The organism is Bacillus sonorensis NBRC 101234 = KCTC 13918, assembly GCF_001592005.1.
Classification (GTDB): domain Bacteria; phylum Bacillota; class Bacilli; order Bacillales; family Bacillaceae; genus Bacillus; species Bacillus sonorensis.
Genome location: NZ_BCVZ01000011.1, coordinates 65,476 through 84,083 on the forward strand (window position 1 = coordinate 65,476; position 18,608 = coordinate 84,083).

Sequence of the window (18,608 nt, forward strand, 5' to 3'; positions counted from 1 at the left end):
GGAAACATATGAAAGAGGCAGTCATTGTGTCGGGAGCAAGAACCCCGGTCGGAAAAGCAAAAAAAGGTTCATTGAAAACAGTCCGCCCTGATGACCTGGGAGCTCACGCTGTAAAAGAAACACTGAAAAGAGCCGGCGGATATGAAGGAAACATCGACGATTTGATTATCGGCTGCGCCACACCCGAAGCTGAACAAGGATTGAACATGGCCCGGAACATCGGAGCGCTTGCCGGTCTTCCTCATACTGTGCCGGCTGTCACGGTCAACAGGTATTGCTCTTCAGGGCTTCAATCGATTGCATACGGAGCAGAAAAGATTATGCTCGGCGCAGCGGACACGATCATTGCCGGCGGCGCAGAGTCAATGAGCATCGTGCCAATGATGGGGCATATCGTCAGACCGAACGCGGCTCTGGCGGAAACGGCTCCCGAATATTATATGGGAATGGGGCACACGGCAGAGCAGGTTGCCATGAAATACGGCGTGTCCCGGGAAGATCAGGACGCATTCGCCGTCAGCAGCCATCAAAAAGCGGCCAAAGCGATAGCTGAAGGGAAATTCACAGACGAAATCGCACCGCTGGAGGTCACTGTCAGAGAAGTAGACGAAAACCATCGATTAAAGGAAGAAACGTTTACGTTTTCTGTCGATGAAGGCGTCCGTCCGCAGACGACGGCGGAAGTGCTTTCCGCCTTAAAGCCCGCATTCTCCGCAAAAGGAACGGTTACTGCGGGAAATTCTTCGCAGACGAGCGATGGAGCTGCAGCCGTCATGCTGATGGACAGAGAGAAGGCGGATGCGCTTGGTTTGGCGCCGCTGGCAAAATTCAGGTCGTTTGCAGTCGGCGGCGTTCCGCCTGAAGTGATGGGAATCGGTCCGGTTGAAGCAGTGCCGCGCGCGTTGAAAATGGCGGGGCTTGAGCTGAAGGACATCGGCTTATTTGAATTAAATGAAGCCTTTGCATCACAGGCGATTCAAGTCATCAGAGCGCTTGGGATTGATGAAGAGAAAGTCAATGTAAACGGCGGAGCGATCGCGCTGGGCCATCCGCTCGGCTGTACGGGAACGAAGCTGGCTCTGACGCTCATCCACGAAATGCGGAGGAGAAACGAACAATTCGGTGTCGTGACGATGTGCATCGGCGGCGGCATGGGAGCAGCGGGCGTCTTTGAATTAGTTTAAAAAAGGGGATGGGAATATGGAACAAACAAAGGATCATATGAAAAAAGGCGGCGCCTTTTTGATAGAAGACGTAACAGCGGATCAAATGTTCACACCGGAAGATTTCACAGACGAACATAAAATGATCGCCAAAACGACGGAAGATTATATTCTCGGCGATGTTTTGCCTTATATCGACGACATTGAAAACCACAATTTCGACCATTCTGTCAAGCTGCTGAGAAAAGCAGGCGAGCTTGGACTGCTCGGCGCCGATGTCCCGGAAGAGTTCGGCGGCCTCGGCTTAGATAAAATCAGCTCGGCATTGATCACGGAAAAGTTTTCAAGAGCGGGCAGCTTCTCTCTGTCGTATGGCGCCCATGTCGGGATCGGAACACTGCCGATCGTATTCTTCGGTACAGAGGAGCAAAAGGAAAAGTATTTGCCTTCGCTTGCATCAGGCGAAAAAATTGCCGCCTATGCATTAACAGAACCGGGTTCGGGGTCTGACGCACTGGGGGCGAAGACGACGGCCGTTTTGAATGAGGCCGGTACACACTATATCCTGAACGGGGAAAAACAGTGGATTACCAACTCCGCTTTCGCTGATATATTTGTCGTCTATGCGAAAATAGACGGAGAACATTTTTCGGCATTCATTGTTGAAAAAGACTATCCTGGCGTCTCAACCGGTCCGGAAGAGAAAAAAATGGGCATTAAAGGCTCATCAACCCGGACGCTCATTTTAGACCAGGTGCACGTTCCGAAAGAAAACCTGCTGGGAGAGGCGGGAAAAGGACACGTCATCGCCTTCAATATTTTGAATATCGGCCGCTACAAGCTGGCTGTCGGGACGATCGGCGCTTCCAAACGGGTGATCGAGCTTTCCGCCGCTTACGCCAATCAGCGCCGCCAGTTTCAGACGCCGATTTCCAGCTTTAGTTTAATCGGCGAAAAGATCGCGAATATGTCTGCAAAATTGTATGCGATGGAAAGCTCTGTTTATCGGACAGTCGGGCTTTTTGAAGACAAAATGGGCACCCTTTCTGCCGAAGATCAACAGGACGGCCGCCAGGTGGCAAAATCGATCGCCGAATATGCAATCGAATGCTCATTAAATAAAGTGTTCGGCTCGGAAACGCTTGATTATATAGTCGACGAAGGCGTCCAAATCCACGGCGGATATGGTTTCATGCAGGAATACGAAGTTGAGCGTGCTTACCGCGACTCAAGAATCAACCGGATTTTTGAAGGAACAAATGAAATCAACCGCCTGATCGTTCCGGGCACATACTTGAAAAAAGCCTTGAAAGGAGAACTGCCGCTTTTTGAAAAAGCAAAGGCGCTTCAGGAAGAGCTGATGATGCTTATGCCTGAAGAACCGGGAGACGGCGTATTGGATCAGGAAAAATACCTGCTGAAAAACGCCAAAAAGATCGCGCTCCTCATCGCAGGCCTGGCCGCGCAAAAATACGGAAAGGCTATTGATAATGAACAGGAAATTCTGGTCAACATCGCAGATATTGTCAGCCAGGTGTATGCAATGGAATCGGCCGTCTTAAGAACAGAAAAAGCCGTCATTGACGCAGGCGAAGAAAAAAATGCGCAAAAAATTCTGTACACGCAGATTTTCACACAGGAAGCCTTTCAAGAGATTGAAAGTCATGCAAAAGAATCCTTGATTGCGATGGAATCCGGCGATTCGCTGCGGATGATGCTTTCCGCTCTACGCAAATTGACCCGCTTTACACCTGTCAATGTCATTGAGAAAAAACGCCGGGCCGCCAAGGAAGTCTTTCAAGCGGAGAAATTCATCGTGTAAAGCCATAAGCCCCGCCCATCGAGCGGGGCTTTGCAGTGCTTTTAGAATAAAGCAACGTTTTAGGTTTTTAAAACGATCTGTGTTAAAATAGCCTCGATTAACCGAGAGGGGTGAATATATGGCTTTAGACTTTTATTGGTACCCGAAATGCGGGACGTGCCGAAAAGCGAAAAAATGGCTTGAAGACCACGGCAAAGAGGTAAACGGGATACATATCGCTGAACAGCCGCCCAGCAAGGAAAAGCTGAAGGAGCTCTATGAAAAAAGCGGACTTGAATTAAAAAAATTCTTTAACACAAGCGGGCAGAAGTACCGCGAGCTTGGCTTAAAGGATAAGCTTCAGGGGATGTCAGAGGAGGAACAGCTCGAACTGCTGGCTTCGGACGGAATGCTGATCAAGCGCCCGATTACGACTGACGGCAAGAAGGTAACGGTCGGTTTTAAAGAAGATGAATTTAAGACATACTGGTTATAATGCATGAAAATGTGATATCTTCAATGTAAGAGAATGAAAACAATATATGGAGGGGTTAGCATGAGCACACCAAAAGAACTGCGTTATTCCGAAGAGCATGAATGGGTCAAAACAGAAGGGGACAAAGTGAGAATCGGGATTACCGATTTCGCTCAATCCGAGCTTGGAGACATCGTCTTTGTCGAGCTTCCTGAAGTAGGAGACGAAATTAAAGCGGACGAGCCTTTTGGAAGCGTCGAGTCTGTAAAAACCGTATCCGAATTATATGCTCCGATCAACGGGAAAGTTGTTGAAGTGAACGAAGATTTAGATGATAACCCGGAATTTGTAAATGAATCTCCATATGAAAAGGCATGGATGATTGTCGTTGAACCTGCTGACGCTTCAGAAATTGACAGCCTGATGACAGCAGAACAGTATGACGAAATGATTAAAGAAGACTGATTTTAGGATAATCACCCGTCATTTGGATACTCTAGGAGATAAGGGGGGTGTCCAATTGACGCTGGGAAAAGAGAAAATCGATATAACAGAACATGTTCAAGGCCGTTTTGAAAATGGCGGCATGCAGCTGTATCATGAGAATGAACCGATCGGCCGCAAGACCGGCATGGATCAATACGATTTAAAGTCCGGATACTCATTCCAGAATCAAAAATTTTACAAAATGGCTGATACTGTAAAGAAACCGGACGCAAAATATGTGGATTGTGATGATCATCAAGGCTGGTGTTAATCGGCTCAGGCGGTGAAAGTGTTCACTGCCTTTTTTTTGAAATGAATCTATTTTTCTCTCAAAAGGTGATCTAAGTGCCAATAAATGGAAAAGTAATAATCGTTGAAGGGAAATCCGATAAGCTGAAAGTAAAGCATGTCATCGAAGAGCCCCTTGACATCATCTGCACAAATGGAACGATCAGTCTATCCAAACTCGATGAGTTTGCCGAAACTCTGTATGATCAAGACGTCTATATTTTGGTTGATGCCGATGATTCCGGCGAAAAGCTGCGCAGGCAGCTGAAAAGGGAATTGCCAGAAGCGTCCCATTTATACATTGACAAGGTTTACAAGGAAGTCGCTGCTGCACCTTATCATCACGTAGCAGAGATCCTTTTCCGGGCCGATATCCGGGTAGACGCAAAATTTTTATGATAAGAAAGTATTGAGGTGCGGTTCAACTTATGCAGGAATTTGAGGAACGAGATCTAAAACAGCTTGGCCGGCAAACATGTCTTTTGTATTTATATACTCCATTCTGCGGAACCTGCCAGCTAGCAGGCAGAATGCTGGAAGTCGTTGATGAAATGCTTCCGGATGTCCCTTTCTATAAAAATAATCTCAATTATTCCCCGACATTCGCCAAAGAGAATCAAATTGAAAGAGTGCCATGCTTTATTGTTTACAAAAATGGCCGCATCGTCAAAAAAGAATACGCTTTTCATTCTGTTTCTTACTTATATGATACGATTAAACAAAATGCTGTTGATTAAGGGCGTTTTTGACATATTTCTCGGGAAATAACCTTCAAACTTGTCGAGCAAATCATAAAGGACTCCCGCTGTATACAGAGAATCTGTATGTATGACCAATTGACGGGAGGTTATACAGTTGGAGAAAATAGGATTGGTAGAAAGAGAGGATCGGGCTCCTTTTTTAAAACCTCTATTATCCACAACAGCTTTGCTGATCACCTTTCAAGGAGAAAAAGAAGCTTTCACATTAATGATTAATGAGCAGGGGGAAATGGAAAAATCTTCGCCTGTTGAAAAAGCTCATTTGACTTTTTTTGGAGAGCAAAGCGAGATTATTGACCTTCTTCACGGGGACATTTCATTACAGCAGCTCGTTCAGCGCGGCAGTGTCAAAGTCAAAGGCTCTTTCAGGGCTTTATTGAAGCTTGAAGCGATTTTATGGCTGACAGACGGGTTCTTCAAAAACAGCGACCTTCATTCATAAACATTCAGATGTTGAAAAATTGACATATTTCACTCCGTATGATCTGGACGGCGGGCTGGCGGAGCCCGCCTCTTTTTGGTTTTTTAGATACAGAAGCTGGTAGGACATTTGTCTCACGAAAAATAGTTGACAACTATTTTTCCACATGATATCCTACTTGAAGAATTCCGATCATCATTATCAAAAATAAAATATATGATTCTCTTATCAAGAGAGGTGGAGGGAAGTGCCCTATGAAACCCGGCAACCATCAACAGTCGTTGAAATGGTGCCAATTCACGCGAAGCGTATGCTTTGAAAGATGAGAGAAAGGCCGAGCTTTTCAAAAGCCTTTCTGCTCATGTGTGCAGAAAGGCTTTTTTTCATCAATATGATTGGACCTCGAAGAATAGAGCAAGAAAGCAGGTGATGACTTTGATAAATCTTCAGCATGTTTCAAAGGTTTATCGGTCAAAGCATGGAGATGTCAATGCTGTCCAAGATGTCACCCTTGCAATCAAAAAAGGTGAAATCTTCGGAATTATTGGATATAGCGGAGCCGGAAAAAGCTCCTTGATCCGCCTCTTGAACGGACTGGAAAAGCCGACATCCGGAACCGTTGAGGTAGCGGGCAGAACGATCAGCCAAATTAAAGGGAAGAAGCTGAGGGAAGCGCGGCAGGAAATCAGCATGATCTTTCAGCATTTCAACCTTTTATGGTCGAGAACGGTCCGCGACAATATCGCGTTTCCGCTGGAAATTGCCGGCGTGAAAAAAGAAAAACGCTTAAAACGGGTTGATGAACTGATTAAGCTCGTCGGTCTTGAAGGAAAGGAAAATGCTTATCCTTCCCAGCTGAGCGGAGGCCAGAAGCAGCGTGTGGGCATTGCAAGAGCGCTCGCCAACAATCCGAAAGTACTCCTTTGTGATGAAGCGACATCTGCGCTTGATCCGCAGACGACTGACTCGATCCTGGGTCTTCTGTCTGATATCAACGAAAGATTGGGGCTGACGATCGTCCTGATCACCCATGAAATGCACGTCATCAGGAAAATCTGCCACAGAGTGGCGGTCATGGAGAACGGAAGGGTTGTTGAAGAAGGCGATGTACTGAACGTGTTCAGGAAGCCGAAGGAAGACATGACAAAACGCTTTGTCCAGCAGGTGACAGAACCGGAAGAGACAAAGGAAACCTTGAAACACTTCCTTGAGGAAACGAAAACCGGTCAGACGATTCAGCTTACATTTGTCGGCGAAGCCGCCGAATCGCCGCTTATCACCCAGATCATCCGGAAATTTGATGTTGAAGTCAATATTCTTCAAGGGAAAATTTCGCAGACTCAAGACGGCGCATACGGCTCCCTATTCATTCATGTGGACGGGGATGCGGGCGAAGTCAGCAGAGTGGTCGAGTTCATCAAGAGCCGTCAGGTAGAAGCAGAGGTGATCACAAATGTTTGAAAAATGGTTTCCTAATGTGAATATGGAGAACCTGTGGAATGCGACATACGAAACGGTTTATATGACAGGGATATCGCTTTTGTTTGCGTTTATCATCGGGATTATTCTCGGTTTGCTGCTGTACTTAACATCCAAGGGAAATATATGGCAAAACAAGGCGGTAAACGCCGTGATTGCAGCGGTCGTCAATGTATTCCGGTCCATCCCGTTTATTATATTAATTATCATTTTGCTCAGCTTTACAAAAATAATAATGGGAACCATTTTGGGGCCGAACGCAGCTTTGCCGGCATTGATTGTCGCCTCAGCTCCGTTTTATGCCCGGCTAGTGGAAATCGCTTTGCGGGAAGTCGATAAAGGCGTGATCGAAGCGGCGAAATCAATGGGGGCGAAAACGTCGACAATCATTTTCAAAGTTCTTCTGCCGGAATCAATGCCCGCTCTTATTTCAGGCATCACGGTCACGGCGATCGCGCTTATCGGTTCAACAGCTATGGCAGGCGCGATCGGTTCCGGAGGACTAGGCAACCTTGCATATGTCGACGGGTTTCAAATGAATAACACCGATATTATTGTAATTGCAACCATCTTTATTTTAGCCATCGTATTTATCATCCAATTTATTGGGGATTTCATAACAAACAAATTAGACAAACGTTAGGGAGGCTATCCAAATGAAAAAAGGTTTATTAACTGCTTTGTTCATTATTTTTGCCGGCATTTTGGCCGCCTGCGGATCTTCAAGCAGCCAAGGCGATCAGGACAGCAAAGTCATCACTGTCGGAGCGACGCCGACACCTCATGCGGAAATTCTTGAACAGGCAAAACCGCTTTTGAAGGAAAAAGGCTATGACCTGCAAATCAAGAAATTTACCGACTACAAGCTGATCAACAAGGCGCTCGCGTCCAAAGATCTTGACGCAAACTACTTCCAGCACGTTCCGTATCTTGAACAGGAAATGAAAGAAAACAAAGATTACAAACTTGCGAATGTCGGTGCGGTTCACCTTGAGCCATTCGGCATCTACTCCAAAAAGTATAAATCGTTGAAAGAGCTTCCTGAGGGAGCGAAGATTATCATGAGCAACAACGCCGCTGAGCAGGGCCGCATGCTGACAATGCTTGAAAATGCCGGTCTGATCAAATTAAAATCCGGTATAGAAAAAGTCAACGCGACGGTGAAAGACATCACGGAAAACAAGAAAAACCTGAAAATCGAAAACAATATCACGCCGGAAATGACAGCAAAAGCTTATGAAGCCAATGAAGCTGACGCCGTGTTCATCAATGTGAACTATGCGATCCAAAACAAGCTGAACCCGAAAACGGACTCCATCGAGCTTGAGTCTCCTAAAGACAATCCTTACGCGAACATTATCGCTGTTCGCAAAGGTGATGAAGACTCTGCCAAAATCAAAGCGCTGATGGAAGTATTGCACTCAGATAAAATCAAAGAATTCATTGACAAAAAATATGAAGGATCAGTTCTTCCTGTAACAGAATAAAAATGAAACCCCGGTTTGTTTAAAACCGGGGTTTTTTTGGCGCGTATTTTGCAAAAAGTTGTCCATAATAAAGAAAAAATCTAACACAAATGGAGGAAGCGCACGTGAACCAGCAGGAATCAGAAGGCATCATCGAATCGGCATTGCATGAGTATAAAGCGGGAATCGGCATCTTTTCAGAAAAAATGCCCGGGATTGCCGCCAAATACAATGAGTTTACACAAGAATGTTTTAAAAAAGGAGCACTCAGTGAAAAAGAAAAGCAGCTGATCGCTCTCGGCATCAGCATCAGCTCACAGGATGAATATTGCATCATCTACCATGTCAAGGGGTGCCTTGACGGAGGAGCGACAGAGGAAGAAATTCTGGAAGCTGTCGGCGTCACCGCCGCATTTGGCGGAGGAGCGGCGATGAGTCAGTCGGTGACACTCGTTTTGCAGGCGATGGAAGAATTCAAGCAAATGAAGCACTGATGCCCAGACACCCCGGGGCTTCGCTGGTGAATCTCCGCCTTTTCAGAGATATCCGGGTATATAGACAGCACATTCAACTTTGCCATATTGTGCATATGATGAGTATCATGTAGGAAAGTCTGAAAGGATGATTCATTATTTGTTCAAGCAGAGACCAGCTTGACCTTGAATTCACGGCGGAAATGGAAAAAGCGATGCACAGGTCGCACGGCATCGGCTACGGCGAATACACGAGAAGCCATGCTGTTCGTCTTGAAGTGGAGAAAAAGCGTGAAGAGCAATACAAAAAAAGCAAGGAAATCGTCTTGGATCTGATGATGACAGGTTAAAGGGGGGGACGGATATCATTCCGTCCTTTCTCATTCCTTCCCAAAACATGCTTCCTGAAGCAAAATGATTGAAGAAAACGGTTGACCGTCTAAATAGAAAGAGATAAAATCAATATATGAACATATGATCATATATAATTAAAATGAAGCTTCCCGGGTTGAAAAGGAGGAGTTTATGATGAGTCATTCACACAATCATCACAGTCATGGAAAGCGCAGCCATCATCATGGCCACAACGCCAACAGAAAAGCATTGTTCATCAGCTTCGGCCTGATTTTCGCCTTTATGGTGATCGAATTCATCGGCGGAATGATGACCAACAGCCTCGCTCTTTTGTCCGATGCCGGACATATGCTCAGTGATGCGGCTGCCCTTGGATTAAGCCTCGCTGCCCTTGCGTTTGGAGGAAAGGAGGCAAACACCAGCAAAACATATGGGTACAAGCGTTTTGAGATATTGGCTGCTTTTATCAACGGCATCACATTGCTCGCGATCTCGATTTATATTTTTTGGGAAGCGTATCATCGCTTTTTCAGCCCTCCTGAAGTTGCAAGCGCCGGCATGCTGGGAATCGCCGTTGTCGGACTGGCCGTCAATATTGCGGCTGCCTGGATTTTGATGAAAGGGGACATGAGCGGGAATTTAAACTTGAGAAGCGCATTCCTGCATGTGCTTGGAGATCTGCTCGGATCCGTTGGTGCGATCATCGCCGGCCTTTTGATGATGATCTTCAATTGGAACATCGCCGACCCGATTGCCAGCATCATCGCGGCTCTTCTCGTACTTGTAAGCGGCTTTCGAGTCACAAAAGAATCGGTTCATATATTAATGGAAGGAAAGCCGGAGCATATCGACACCGATACACTCAAAAAAGGGATTCTTTCAATTCCGTCTGTGAAAGATATTCATGATCTTCATATTTGGTCGATCACATCCGATTTTCCGTCTTTAAGCTGCCATGTGGTTGTCAGCGAGGATGGTGACAGGGATAGAATTCTGCAACAAGTATCAGAATATCTAAGGAAAGAATTCAGACTGGAACATGTGACAGTGCAGATTGAAGGGGAAGGTCATTCCCATTATCATCCTTGCAATTGAGAACGAACCGGGGACATGCTTGATGGAAACATATCGATCTCCGTTCACATATTGGCCTTGGCTTTTCTTTTGTAATAGATGTCAATAAACTTATGTTTTGGATGGATCTGTATGAGAGAAAGTTTCTTTCCTTAATCTCTTTAAGAAAAAAGCAATTTTTGTTACACTTGAAAACATGTACATGAAAAGATCAAAAAGACTTTTGTTGTATTCAATTTTCATTTGTTATAAAATTAGAATGAGAATAAATTGAGAATAATGATTATCTATATTGGAGGTATATTTCATGGCTGCTTCGACATTAACAATCAAGGATCTTCACGTTGAGATTGAAGGGAAAGAGATTTTAAAAGGTGTAAACCTTGAAATAAAAGGCGGGGAATTCCACGCTGTCATGGGACCGAACGGTACAGGTAAATCGACTTTATCTGCAGCGATCATGGGACATCCGAAATATGAAGTGACAAAGGGCAGCATCCTGCTGGACGGGGAAGACGTGCTTGAGATGGAAGTGGACGAGCGCGCTCGTGCAGGCCTGTTTTTGGCAATGCAATATCCGAGCGAAATCAGCGGTGTTACGAACGCTGACTTTCTCCGTTCTGCCATCAATTCACGCAGAGAAGAAGGCGATGAAATTTCATTGATGAAATTTATCCGCAAGATGGATGAAAACATGGAATTTCTTGAAATGGACCCTGACATGGCGCAGCGCTATCTGAACGAAGGATTTTCAGGCGGGGAGAAAAAACGCAACGAAATTCTTCAGCTGATGATGATTGAACCTAAGATCGCCATTCTTGACGAGATTGATTCCGGTTTGGACATTGACGCTCTTAAAGTCGTTTCAAAAGGCATCAACAAAATGCGCGGCGAGAACTTCGGCTGCCTGATCATCACACACTATCAGCGCCTATTGAACTACATCACGCCAGACAAGGTGCACGTCATGATGCAGGGCCGCGTCGTAAAATCAGGAGGGCCTGAGCTTGCACAGCGCCTGGAAGCTGAAGGATATGACTGGATTAAGCATGAGCTGGGAATCGAAGACGAAACTGTCGGTCAAGAAGCGTAAGCGTTAGGGGGATAATCATGACACTGGAAACAAAACTATCTGTAGACCGGGAATATGTCAAAAGCTTCTCTGAGAAGCATCAGGAACCGGCTTGGCTGCAGGACCTGCGCTTAGAAGCGCTTGAAAAAGCAGCAGACCTGCCGCTGCCAAAACCTGATAAAACAAAAATTACAAATTGGAATTTTACGCAATTTGATAAGCATACTGTAGAAAATAAACCGCTTGATTCCTTGGATGATCTTTCAGATGAAGTGAAATCGCTGATCGATCTGGAAAACGAAAACAAGACGCTTTACATCCAAAGAGACCAGACGCCTGCATATCTGTCACTTTCCAAAGAACTCAAGGATAAAGGCGTCATCTTTACAGATATTCATACCGCTGCCCGCGAACACAGCGACCTTGTCAAAAAGTATTTCATGAAAGACGGCGTTAAGCCCGACGAGCATAAATTAACAGCATTGCATGCGGCGCTTTTGAACGGGGGAGCATTCCTTTATGTTCCGAAAAACGTTGAGCTTGAAGCTCCCGTTCAGGCGGTTTATGTTCATGAAAGCAATGATACCGCGCTTTTCAACCATGTGCTCATTGTCGCTGAAGACAACAGCTCAGTGACATATGTGGAAAACTACATCAGCACGGTGAACCCTAAAAAAGCGGTGTTTAACATCGTGTCAGAAGTGATCACCGGTGCGAACGCACGCGTTCAATACGGGGCGGTAGACAATCTGTCCGCAGGGGTTACGGCATATGTAAGCCGCCGCGGAGCAGCCCTTGGACGCGACAGCAAAATCGAGTGGGCGCTTGGTCTGATGAATGACGGAGACACCATTTCTGAAAATACGACAAATCTGCACGGGGACGGCACGTTCGGCGATACGAAAACGGTTGTCGTCGGCAGAGGGGAACAGACTGAAAACTTTACAACGCAAATCATTCACCACGGAAAGCATTCAGAAGGCTATATCTTAAAGCACGGCGTCATGAAAGATTCCGCATCTTCGATCTTCAACGGAATCGGAAAAATCGAGCATGGCGCATCAAAATCAAATGCGGAGCAGGAATCCCGCGTATTGATGCTGAGCGAAAAAGCGCGCGGCGATGCGAACCCGATCCTTTTGATCGATGAGGATGACGTAACAGCGGGCCATGCTGCATCTGTCGGCCGCGTCGATCCGGTTCAGCTCTACTATTTAATGAGCCGCGGAATTCCGAAAGAAGAAGCAGAGCGCCTCGTCATTTACGGCTTCCTTGCACCGGTTGTCAACGAACTGCCGATCGAAGGCGTAAAGAAACAGCTGGTCTCTGTGATTGAAAGGAAAGTAAAATAATGAATGTCAAAGATATTCGCGAACAGTTTCCGATTCTCCACCAGCAAGTCAATGGACACGACCTCGTCTATTTGGACAGCGCGGCTACATCGCAAAAGCCGCGCGTCGTCATAGACACGCTTGATGAGTATTACAAATCTTATAATTCCAATGTCCATCGCGGCGTTCATACGCTTGGTACGAAAGCAACCGATGGATATGAAGGGGCACGTGAGAAGGTCAGGAAGTTTATCAGCGCGAAATCGATGCAGGAAATTATTTTTACGCGGGGTACGACAACGAGCCTCAACACTATTGCGCTCAGCTATGCCCGCGCCAATCTGAAGCCGGGGGATGAAATCGCCATTACGCCGATGGAGCACCACGCCAATATTATTCCTTGGCAGCAGGCGGCGAAAGCGACCGGCGCAGAACTGAAGTATATTCCGCTGCAGGAAGACGGCACCATTTCACTGGATGATGTCAGACAGACTGTGACCGCCAAAACGAAAATCGTATCAACCGCACATGTGTCAAACGTTCTTGGGTCGATTAACCCGATTAAAGAAATCGCCAAAATCGCCCATGAAAACGGCGCGGTGATGGTCGTCGACGGCGCGCAAAGCACACCGCACATGAAAATTGATGTTCAAGATTTGGATTGTGATTTCTTCACCTTCTCCGCCCACAAAATGTGTGGTCCGACCGGAATTGGGGTACTGTATGGTAAGAAAGCTTTGCTTGAAAATATGGAACCTGCAGAGTTCGGCGGAGAAATGATTGATTTTGTCGGTCTTTATGAATCGACCTGGAAGGAGCTTCCGTGGAAATTCGAAGCGGGCACACCGATTATTGCGGGTGCGATCGGATTGGGAGCGGCGATTGACTTCCTGGAAGAAATCGGACTTGACGCCATTTCAGAGCACGAACATCGCTTAGCTTCATATGCGCTTGAACGGTTTAAGGAGCTTGAAGGCGCGACGGTCTATGGTCCGAAGCACCGTGCAGGTCTTGTGACATTCAACCTTGAAGACGTCCATCCGCACGATGTCGCAACGGTACTGGATGCTGAAGGAGTCGCTGTCAGAGCCGGACACCACTGTGCACAGCCTTTGATGAAATGGCTGAATGTTTCCGCTACTGCAAGAGCAAGCTTTTATCTGTATAATACAGAAGAAGATATCGACAAATTGATTGCAGCTCTGCAGAAGACAAAGGAGTATTTCACAAATGTCTTTTAATGTGAACTTGGATACACTGTATCGGCAGGTCATTATGGATCACTACAAAAACCCGAGAAATAAAGGGGTTTTAAATGACAGCATCGTCGTTGACATGAACAATCCGACATGCGGTGACCGGATCAGATTGACGATGAAGATTACCGACAATAAAGTAGAAGATGCAAAATTTGAAGGTGAAGGCTGCTCCATTTCCATGGCATCCGCCTCGATGATGACGCAGGCGATCAAAGGAAAAAACGTGGAGACCGCACTTCACATGTCACAGATTTTTTCAGATATGATGCAGGGCAAAGACTATGACGATTCGATCGATTTAGGCGACATCGAAGCCCTTCAAGGCGTTTCAAAGTTTCCAGCCCGAATCAAATGTGCAACCCTTTCATGGAAAGCCCTTGAAAAAGGCGTTGCCAAAGATGAAAGCGATAATGAATAAAGATTGGAGTGAAAATGGATGGCCAAGAAAATGCCGGATATCGGCGAATATAAATACGGTTTTGCCGACAAAGACGTTTCCATTTTCCGTTCTGAGCGGGGACTGACAAAAGAAATCGTTGAAGAAATTTCACGCATGAAAGAAGAGCCTCAATGGATGCTTGATTTCCGTCTGAAATCTCTCGAGCATTTCTATAACATGCCAATGCCTCAGTGGGGCGGAGATTTAAACTCATTAAACTTTGATGAAATTACGTATTACGTAAAACCTTCTGAGCGTTCAGAAAGATCATGGGACGAAGTGCCGGAAGAAATCAAACAGACATTTGACAAACTCGGCATCCCTGAAGCCGAACAAAAGTATTTGGCCGGGGTTTCCGCCCAATACGAATCAGAAGTTGTTTACCACAACATGAAAGAAGACCTTGAATCTCAAGGAATCATCTTTAAAGATACAGACAGCGCCCTCAAGGAAAACGAAGACATTTTCCGCGAGCACTGGGCAAAAGTCATCCCGCCGACAGACAACAAATTTGCGGCCTTGAACTCAGCGGTATGGTCAGGCGGATCATTCATCTACGTGCCGAAAGGTGTGAAAGTCGATACTCCGCTGCAAGCATATTTCCGCATCAACTCTGAAAACATGGGTCAGTTTGAACGGACGCTGATCATCGTAGATGAAGGTGCGCACGTTCACTATGTCGAGGGATGTACCGCTCCTGTCTACACGACAAACTCCCTTCACAGCGCGGTCGTTGAAATTATCGTCAAAGAAGGCGGATACTGCCGCTATACAACGATCCAAAACTGGGCGAACAACGTCTTTAACCTTGTTACAAAACGCGCCGTTTGTGAAGCGAACGCGACAATGGAATGGATCGACGGAAACATCGGCTCCAAGCTGACAATGAAATATCCTGCTGTCATCCTGAAAGGCGAAGGCGCCCGCGGCATGACGCTCAGCATCGCACTGGCAGGAAAAGGGCAGCATCAGGATGCAGGTGCGAAAATGATTCACCTTGCGCCGAATACGTCATCAACAATCGTGTCAAAATCGATTTCAAAACAAGGCGGAAAAGTCACATACCGCGGAATCGTCCACTTCGGACGCAAAGCGGAAGGCGCCCGCTCAAACATCGAATGCGACACGCTGATTATGGACAACAAATCAACATCAGATACGATTCCTTACAATGAAATCTTGAATGACAATATTTCATTGGAGCACGAAGCGAAAGTATCAAAAGTATCTGAAGAACAGCTCTTCTACTTGATGAGCCGCGGCATTTCCGAAGAAGAAGCAACGGAAATGATCGTCATGGGCTTCATCGAGCCATTCACAAAAGAACTGCCGATGGAATACGCGGTTGAGATGAACCGCCTTATCAAGTTCGAAATGGAAGGGTCTATTGGCTAATGATTGATCCCAAAGGGTGTGATCGGATTTATATTTGATTGCATCTCATGATTCCGCAGATACATATGTATCTGCGGTTTTTTATTGATCTAGTATAGCAGCCTGCGAAGCCCTCATCCAGTTGCTTCAAAATAACAATAAGCGCCCTTTGTAATAAAAGGCGCCCATTGTGTTTATTCATGCACTTATACCATCCTTACATATTGCCGCTTATCATCATCTTGAATGACCACTCCAAGCTTTGACAGGTCTTTGCGGAGGATTTTTGCCTCTTCCTGTTGATTTTCCTGCAATGCCCGTTCTCTTGCTGAAAGAAGAGCATTGATATGGGAGGGGAAATGAGGATGATCCGCAACCCAGCGCTGGTACTTATTCTTGAACGGATCTTCTTCCGCCCATTGGTAACCGTGATGTTTAAAAGCTTTTTCAACAAGCGGCTTCTTAGCTTCAATCTGTTCACGGTACAATTCATTCCCATTAACACCAAGAATAACAAGATCTTTATTCTCAAGATAAACCGTAGAAATCTCTTTTTTCTCGATCATTTCTTCTTTTTCTTTCATTAACAGCCTTACGTTTTGATCAGAAATCAATACTTTTAGGATTTCATTAAAAATATATTGAGAAAAGAACAGGCCGGCTATGATGCCGATGATGGCAGCGATAATCGATACCCAGTAGCTGTTGAATGATGCGACAAATTCCAAAGGCCCTTTAAACGGAACGATCGGAATCATCAGCATCCAATCTGCAATAACAGGCAAAAACCATCCCAGAACAGCTCCTAAAACCGGCGGAATCATCAAATATAATGCTTTCTCCAGCTTTGTTATTCCAATCATCGTTTCATTCAATATGTTTCACTGCCTTTCATTGCGTTGCTGACTGCTGTTTCCCAAATTTTTTTATAATCTATTTCAATTCCCAAGATCATAAAGTTGCCCAAATTATCAATGATAAGCGCAAGCGTATGTGCATTCACACTGGTATTTTCAGAAGAGACCACACCAAGTTCAACACCGTAAGAAAGCAACGAGTCAAAACCTTCTAAGAAATGTTCCACCATCGCTTTAAGCTTTTTCTCATATCTTGGGCTGTGTGCTGCGTTTAAAACAAATTCGTGAACCACTTTCAAAGCAGGAGAGTTATGTTTATACTCTTCAAAATAGCGGATGCCGTCTGCAATTAACCGTTTTTTAAAATTTTTCTTCGTGTACTCTTCGATTGAAAAATAAGCAGAGAAATGATGGCCATCAAATACTAAATGAAAAAGGTAATCGACCAGCTCTTCTTTAGATGAGAAATAATAGTATATAGCAGGCTTTGAAATGCCTACTTCCGAGGCAATCATTGATAAGCTCGTATTTTTTAAACCATGTCTGCCGATAAGTGCAAATGCAGCTTCTACAATTGCCTCTTGTGTTTTGCTTTCCTTTTTCATCAACATCATTCCTTGTATAATTTATATCTTCATTTTACTTACCGGTAGGTAAAAAATCAAGAAGATTGAGGTGAACCTGGCACACGGAAAAGGGCAGGCACGCTAAGTTTTGGTTCTTTTAAAGTTTGTGGAGCCGCTGAAAAAAGATTGTTGTTGGGAAAAATATCGGCGGGACTGCTGGAAGATGTTATGATACAATGTGGTTGATAAAGCATAAGGATTGATGTATAAATGAGCACCTATTTTCTTCAGACAGAACGCCTTGGTTTTTCTTTATGGGCAAAAGCGGATTTACATTTGGCAAAAGCGTTATGGGGAGATGCAGATGTGACAAGATACATATCTGCGGATGGAAAATGGACTGAAAAAGAGGTGAAAGACCGTTTATTGAAAGAAATCGCACAATATCAAAATCATGGCGTTCAATACTGCCCCATATTTGAAGCAAAACAGAATGTGTTCATCGGATGTTGCGGCCTCCGTCCTTATGATTTGGAAAACGGAGTGTACGAATTCGGATGTCATCTCGTGCGTTCAATGTGGGGAAAAGGCTATGCAAGTGAAGCAGCCATGGCGATGATTGACTATGCATGTAAAGATATCAAAGCAAATAAGCTGTTCGCAGGACATCATCCTCAAAATTCTGCCTCGCGAAAGCTCTTGGAAAGACTGGGCTTTCAATACACCCACGACGAATATTATCCGCCCACAGGACTTCACCATCCTTCCTATGAATTAAAACAGCCTCCCGCACAATAAGCGCAGGATGGCTGCTTGCTTCTTGAAGTCTTGTTATACAAGCTGGTATTGAAAAATATCCACATGATTATTTTTTTGGTCTGAGACAGACTCGATGAATGTCCATCCTCTTTGTTTGTAATAATCAGAAGCATTTTCAGTTTTTAAATATATGCTGGTATGGCCCAGAGCTTTTACATGAGACAGCAGAGCTTCCATTAAACGGAGTCCGATTTTTCGATTGCGGTACTGTGGTTCAACATAAAGAGATGCCAGCCAAGGCTTGTATTGCGGCCGTTCCTTCAAATCATTTTCAAACGCCGAAACAGTTCCTGCACATTCGCCGTCAATGATAGCGATAAGCGTGATCGGAAACGTGGTTAAATGGGTATTTGAAAAAAACGCAACGGCATCATCGTAAGTCATTTTACGATCGTGTGCTGCAAACTCCTGATAGACCATATATGCAACAGCTTCAATATATGTTTCATTCTCATGCAACAGTTGAATCTGCATTTTGATAAGGCCTCCCCTCTGAACGTATTTTGACCACAATAATAACTGATTAGCTGGATTTTGGAAAACTGTATTCAGTGCACATTTGTCATTTAGGCGTATTCATAGTAACATGGAGAAATCATTTATTTTGATTAGTCTAAATATTACATGTTTTATGAATTTGGATAGGGGGA

At 45.2% G+C, this 18,608-nt stretch carries 23 protein-coding genes and 1 riboswitch; of the genes, 20 read left to right on the forward strand and 3 right to left on the reverse strand.

Translation table 11 applies throughout. The features are described from left to right. Positions 1–8 precede the first annotated feature (8 nt). From BTR1S_RS13375 to sufB, 19 genes are all read left to right on the forward strand, one after another. On the forward strand, positions 9–1,184 hold the full coding sequence (locus BTR1S_RS13375; protein ID WP_029418473.1) for an acetyl-CoA C-acetyltransferase: 1,176 nt from the start codon (positions 9–11) through the stop codon (positions 1,182–1,184). A 16-nt stretch (positions 1,185–1,200) separates the two neighbouring features. Then, positions 1,201–2,985 carry an acyl-CoA dehydrogenase FadE gene (locus BTR1S_RS13380; protein ID WP_006639011.1) on the forward strand — a complete coding sequence of 595 codons (1,785 nt, stop codon included), beginning with the start codon at positions 1,201–1,203 and terminating at the stop codon, positions 2,983–2,985. 118 nt (positions 2,986–3,103) lie between these two features. After that, positions 3,104–3,460, forward strand: a complete 357-nt coding sequence (locus BTR1S_RS13385) for an arsenate reductase family protein (RefSeq protein WP_006639010.1) — start codon at positions 3,104–3,106, stop codon at positions 3,458–3,460. A gap of 60 nt (positions 3,461–3,520) precedes the next feature. Further along, complete coding sequence (gcvH, locus tag BTR1S_RS13390) at positions 3,521–3,904, forward strand: glycine cleavage system protein GcvH (protein WP_006639009.1); 384 nt, start codon at positions 3,521–3,523, stop codon at positions 3,902–3,904. Between the two features lie 55 nt (positions 3,905–3,959). Then, positions 3,960–4,196: a YusG family protein gene (locus BTR1S_RS13395; RefSeq protein ID WP_029418474.1), complete on the forward strand. Its 237-nt coding sequence runs from the start codon at positions 3,960–3,962 to the stop codon at positions 4,194–4,196. A 74-nt stretch (positions 4,197–4,270) separates the two neighbouring features. Next, positions 4,271–4,612 (forward strand): toprim domain-containing protein, encoded by a 342-nt coding sequence (locus BTR1S_RS13400; protein ID WP_029418475.1) that lies wholly within the window; start codon positions 4,271–4,273, stop codon positions 4,610–4,612. Between the two features lie 29 nt (positions 4,613–4,641). After that, entirely contained in the window at positions 4,642–4,950 is a 309-nt protein-coding gene (locus tag BTR1S_RS13405) for a thioredoxin family protein (RefSeq protein WP_029418476.1), read from the forward strand. Positions 4,951–5,068: 118 nt separating this feature from the next. Beyond that, the gene (locus tag BTR1S_RS13410) at positions 5,069–5,416 is read left to right on the forward strand and encodes an SCP2 sterol-binding domain-containing protein (protein WP_006639005.1); all 348 of its coding nucleotides are present in this window, start codon (positions 5,069–5,071) and stop codon (positions 5,414–5,416) included. Between the two features lie 201 nt (positions 5,417–5,617). Then, positions 5,618–5,724, forward strand: a riboswitch (SAM riboswitch). Between the two features lie 106 nt (positions 5,725–5,830). After that, on the forward strand, positions 5,831–6,856 hold the full coding sequence (metN, locus tag BTR1S_RS13415; protein ID WP_029418477.1) for a methionine ABC transporter ATP-binding protein MetN: 1,026 nt from the start codon (positions 5,831–5,833) through the stop codon (positions 6,854–6,856). Then, complete coding sequence (locus tag BTR1S_RS13420; RefSeq protein WP_006639003.1) at positions 6,849–7,517, forward strand: methionine ABC transporter permease; 669 nt, start codon at positions 6,849–6,851, stop codon at positions 7,515–7,517. Before metN ends, BTR1S_RS13420 begins: the two co-directional genes overlap by 8 nt. Positions 7,518–7,530: 13 nt before the next feature. Beyond that, the gene (gene metQ, locus BTR1S_RS13425) at positions 7,531–8,361 is read left to right on the forward strand and encodes a methionine ABC transporter substrate-binding lipoprotein MetQ (protein ID WP_006639002.1); all 831 of its coding nucleotides are present in this window, start codon (positions 7,531–7,533) and stop codon (positions 8,359–8,361) included. Between the two features lie 89 nt (positions 8,362–8,450). Next, positions 8,451–8,834, forward strand: coding sequence for a carboxymuconolactone decarboxylase family protein (locus BTR1S_RS13430; protein WP_034325733.1), 384 nt, complete (start codon positions 8,451–8,453; stop codon positions 8,832–8,834). Between the two features lie 182 nt (positions 8,835–9,016). After that, the gene (locus tag BTR1S_RS22840) at positions 9,017–9,163 is read left to right on the forward strand and encodes a YuzK family famiily protein (protein ID WP_006639000.1); all 147 of its coding nucleotides are present in this window, start codon (positions 9,017–9,019) and stop codon (positions 9,161–9,163) included. A gap of 178 nt (positions 9,164–9,341) precedes the next feature. Then, on the forward strand, positions 9,342–10,262 hold the full coding sequence (locus BTR1S_RS13435) for a cation diffusion facilitator family transporter (RefSeq protein WP_029418478.1): 921 nt from the start codon (positions 9,342–9,344) through the stop codon (positions 10,260–10,262). 286 nt (positions 10,263–10,548) lie between these two features. Continuing rightward, positions 10,549–11,334, forward strand: coding sequence for a Fe-S cluster assembly ATPase SufC (gene sufC / locus BTR1S_RS13440; protein WP_006638998.1), 786 nt, complete (start codon positions 10,549–10,551; stop codon positions 11,332–11,334). 17 nt (positions 11,335–11,351) lie between these two features. Then, positions 11,352–12,665 carry a Fe-S cluster assembly protein SufD gene (gene sufD, locus BTR1S_RS13445; RefSeq protein WP_006638997.1) on the forward strand — a complete coding sequence of 438 codons (1,314 nt, stop codon included), beginning with the start codon at positions 11,352–11,354 and terminating at the stop codon, positions 12,663–12,665. Beyond that, the gene (gene sufS, locus BTR1S_RS13450) at positions 12,665–13,885 is read left to right on the forward strand and encodes a cysteine desulfurase SufS (protein WP_006638996.1); all 1,221 of its coding nucleotides are present in this window, start codon (positions 12,665–12,667) and stop codon (positions 13,883–13,885) included. The genes sufD and sufS overlap by 1 nt, the downstream gene beginning before the upstream one ends. Beyond that, positions 13,875–14,321 (forward strand): Fe-S cluster assembly sulfur transfer protein SufU, encoded by a 447-nt coding sequence (gene sufU, locus BTR1S_RS13455; protein ID WP_029418479.1) that lies wholly within the window; start codon positions 13,875–13,877, stop codon positions 14,319–14,321. Before sufS ends, sufU begins: the two co-directional genes overlap by 11 nt. A gap of 18 nt (positions 14,322–14,339) precedes the next feature. Continuing rightward, positions 14,340–15,737 (forward strand): Fe-S cluster assembly protein SufB, encoded by a 1,398-nt coding sequence (sufB, locus tag BTR1S_RS13460; protein ID WP_006638994.1) that lies wholly within the window; start codon positions 14,340–14,342, stop codon positions 15,735–15,737. Positions 15,738–15,922: 185 nt separating this feature from the next. Here sufB and BTR1S_RS13465 read toward each other — a convergent pair whose 3' ends face one another. After that, complete coding sequence (locus BTR1S_RS13465; protein WP_006638993.1) at positions 15,923–16,591, reverse strand: YqeB family protein; 669 nt, start codon at positions 16,589–16,591, stop codon at positions 15,923–15,925. Beyond that, positions 16,588–17,178 carry a TetR/AcrR family transcriptional regulator gene (locus BTR1S_RS13470; protein WP_029418481.1) on the reverse strand — a complete coding sequence of 197 codons (591 nt, stop codon included), beginning with the start codon at positions 17,176–17,178 and terminating at the stop codon, positions 16,588–16,590. Before BTR1S_RS13470 ends, BTR1S_RS13465 begins: the two co-directional genes overlap by 4 nt. A 231-nt stretch (positions 17,179–17,409) precedes the next feature. Here BTR1S_RS13470 and BTR1S_RS13475 point away from each other — a divergent pair, with 231 nt between their 5' ends. Continuing rightward, a complete protein-coding gene (locus BTR1S_RS13475; RefSeq protein WP_029418482.1) occupies positions 17,410–17,937 on the forward strand; it encodes a GNAT family N-acetyltransferase in 528 nt (175 codons plus the stop codon). A 33-nt stretch (positions 17,938–17,970) separates the two neighbouring features. Here the strand turns inward: BTR1S_RS13475 and BTR1S_RS13480 are convergent, their stop codons facing one another. Next, on the reverse strand, positions 17,971–18,432 hold the full coding sequence (locus BTR1S_RS13480) for a GNAT family N-acetyltransferase (RefSeq protein ID WP_029418483.1): 462 nt from the start codon (positions 18,430–18,432) through the stop codon (positions 17,971–17,973). Between the last annotated feature and the right edge of the window lie 176 nt (positions 18,433–18,608).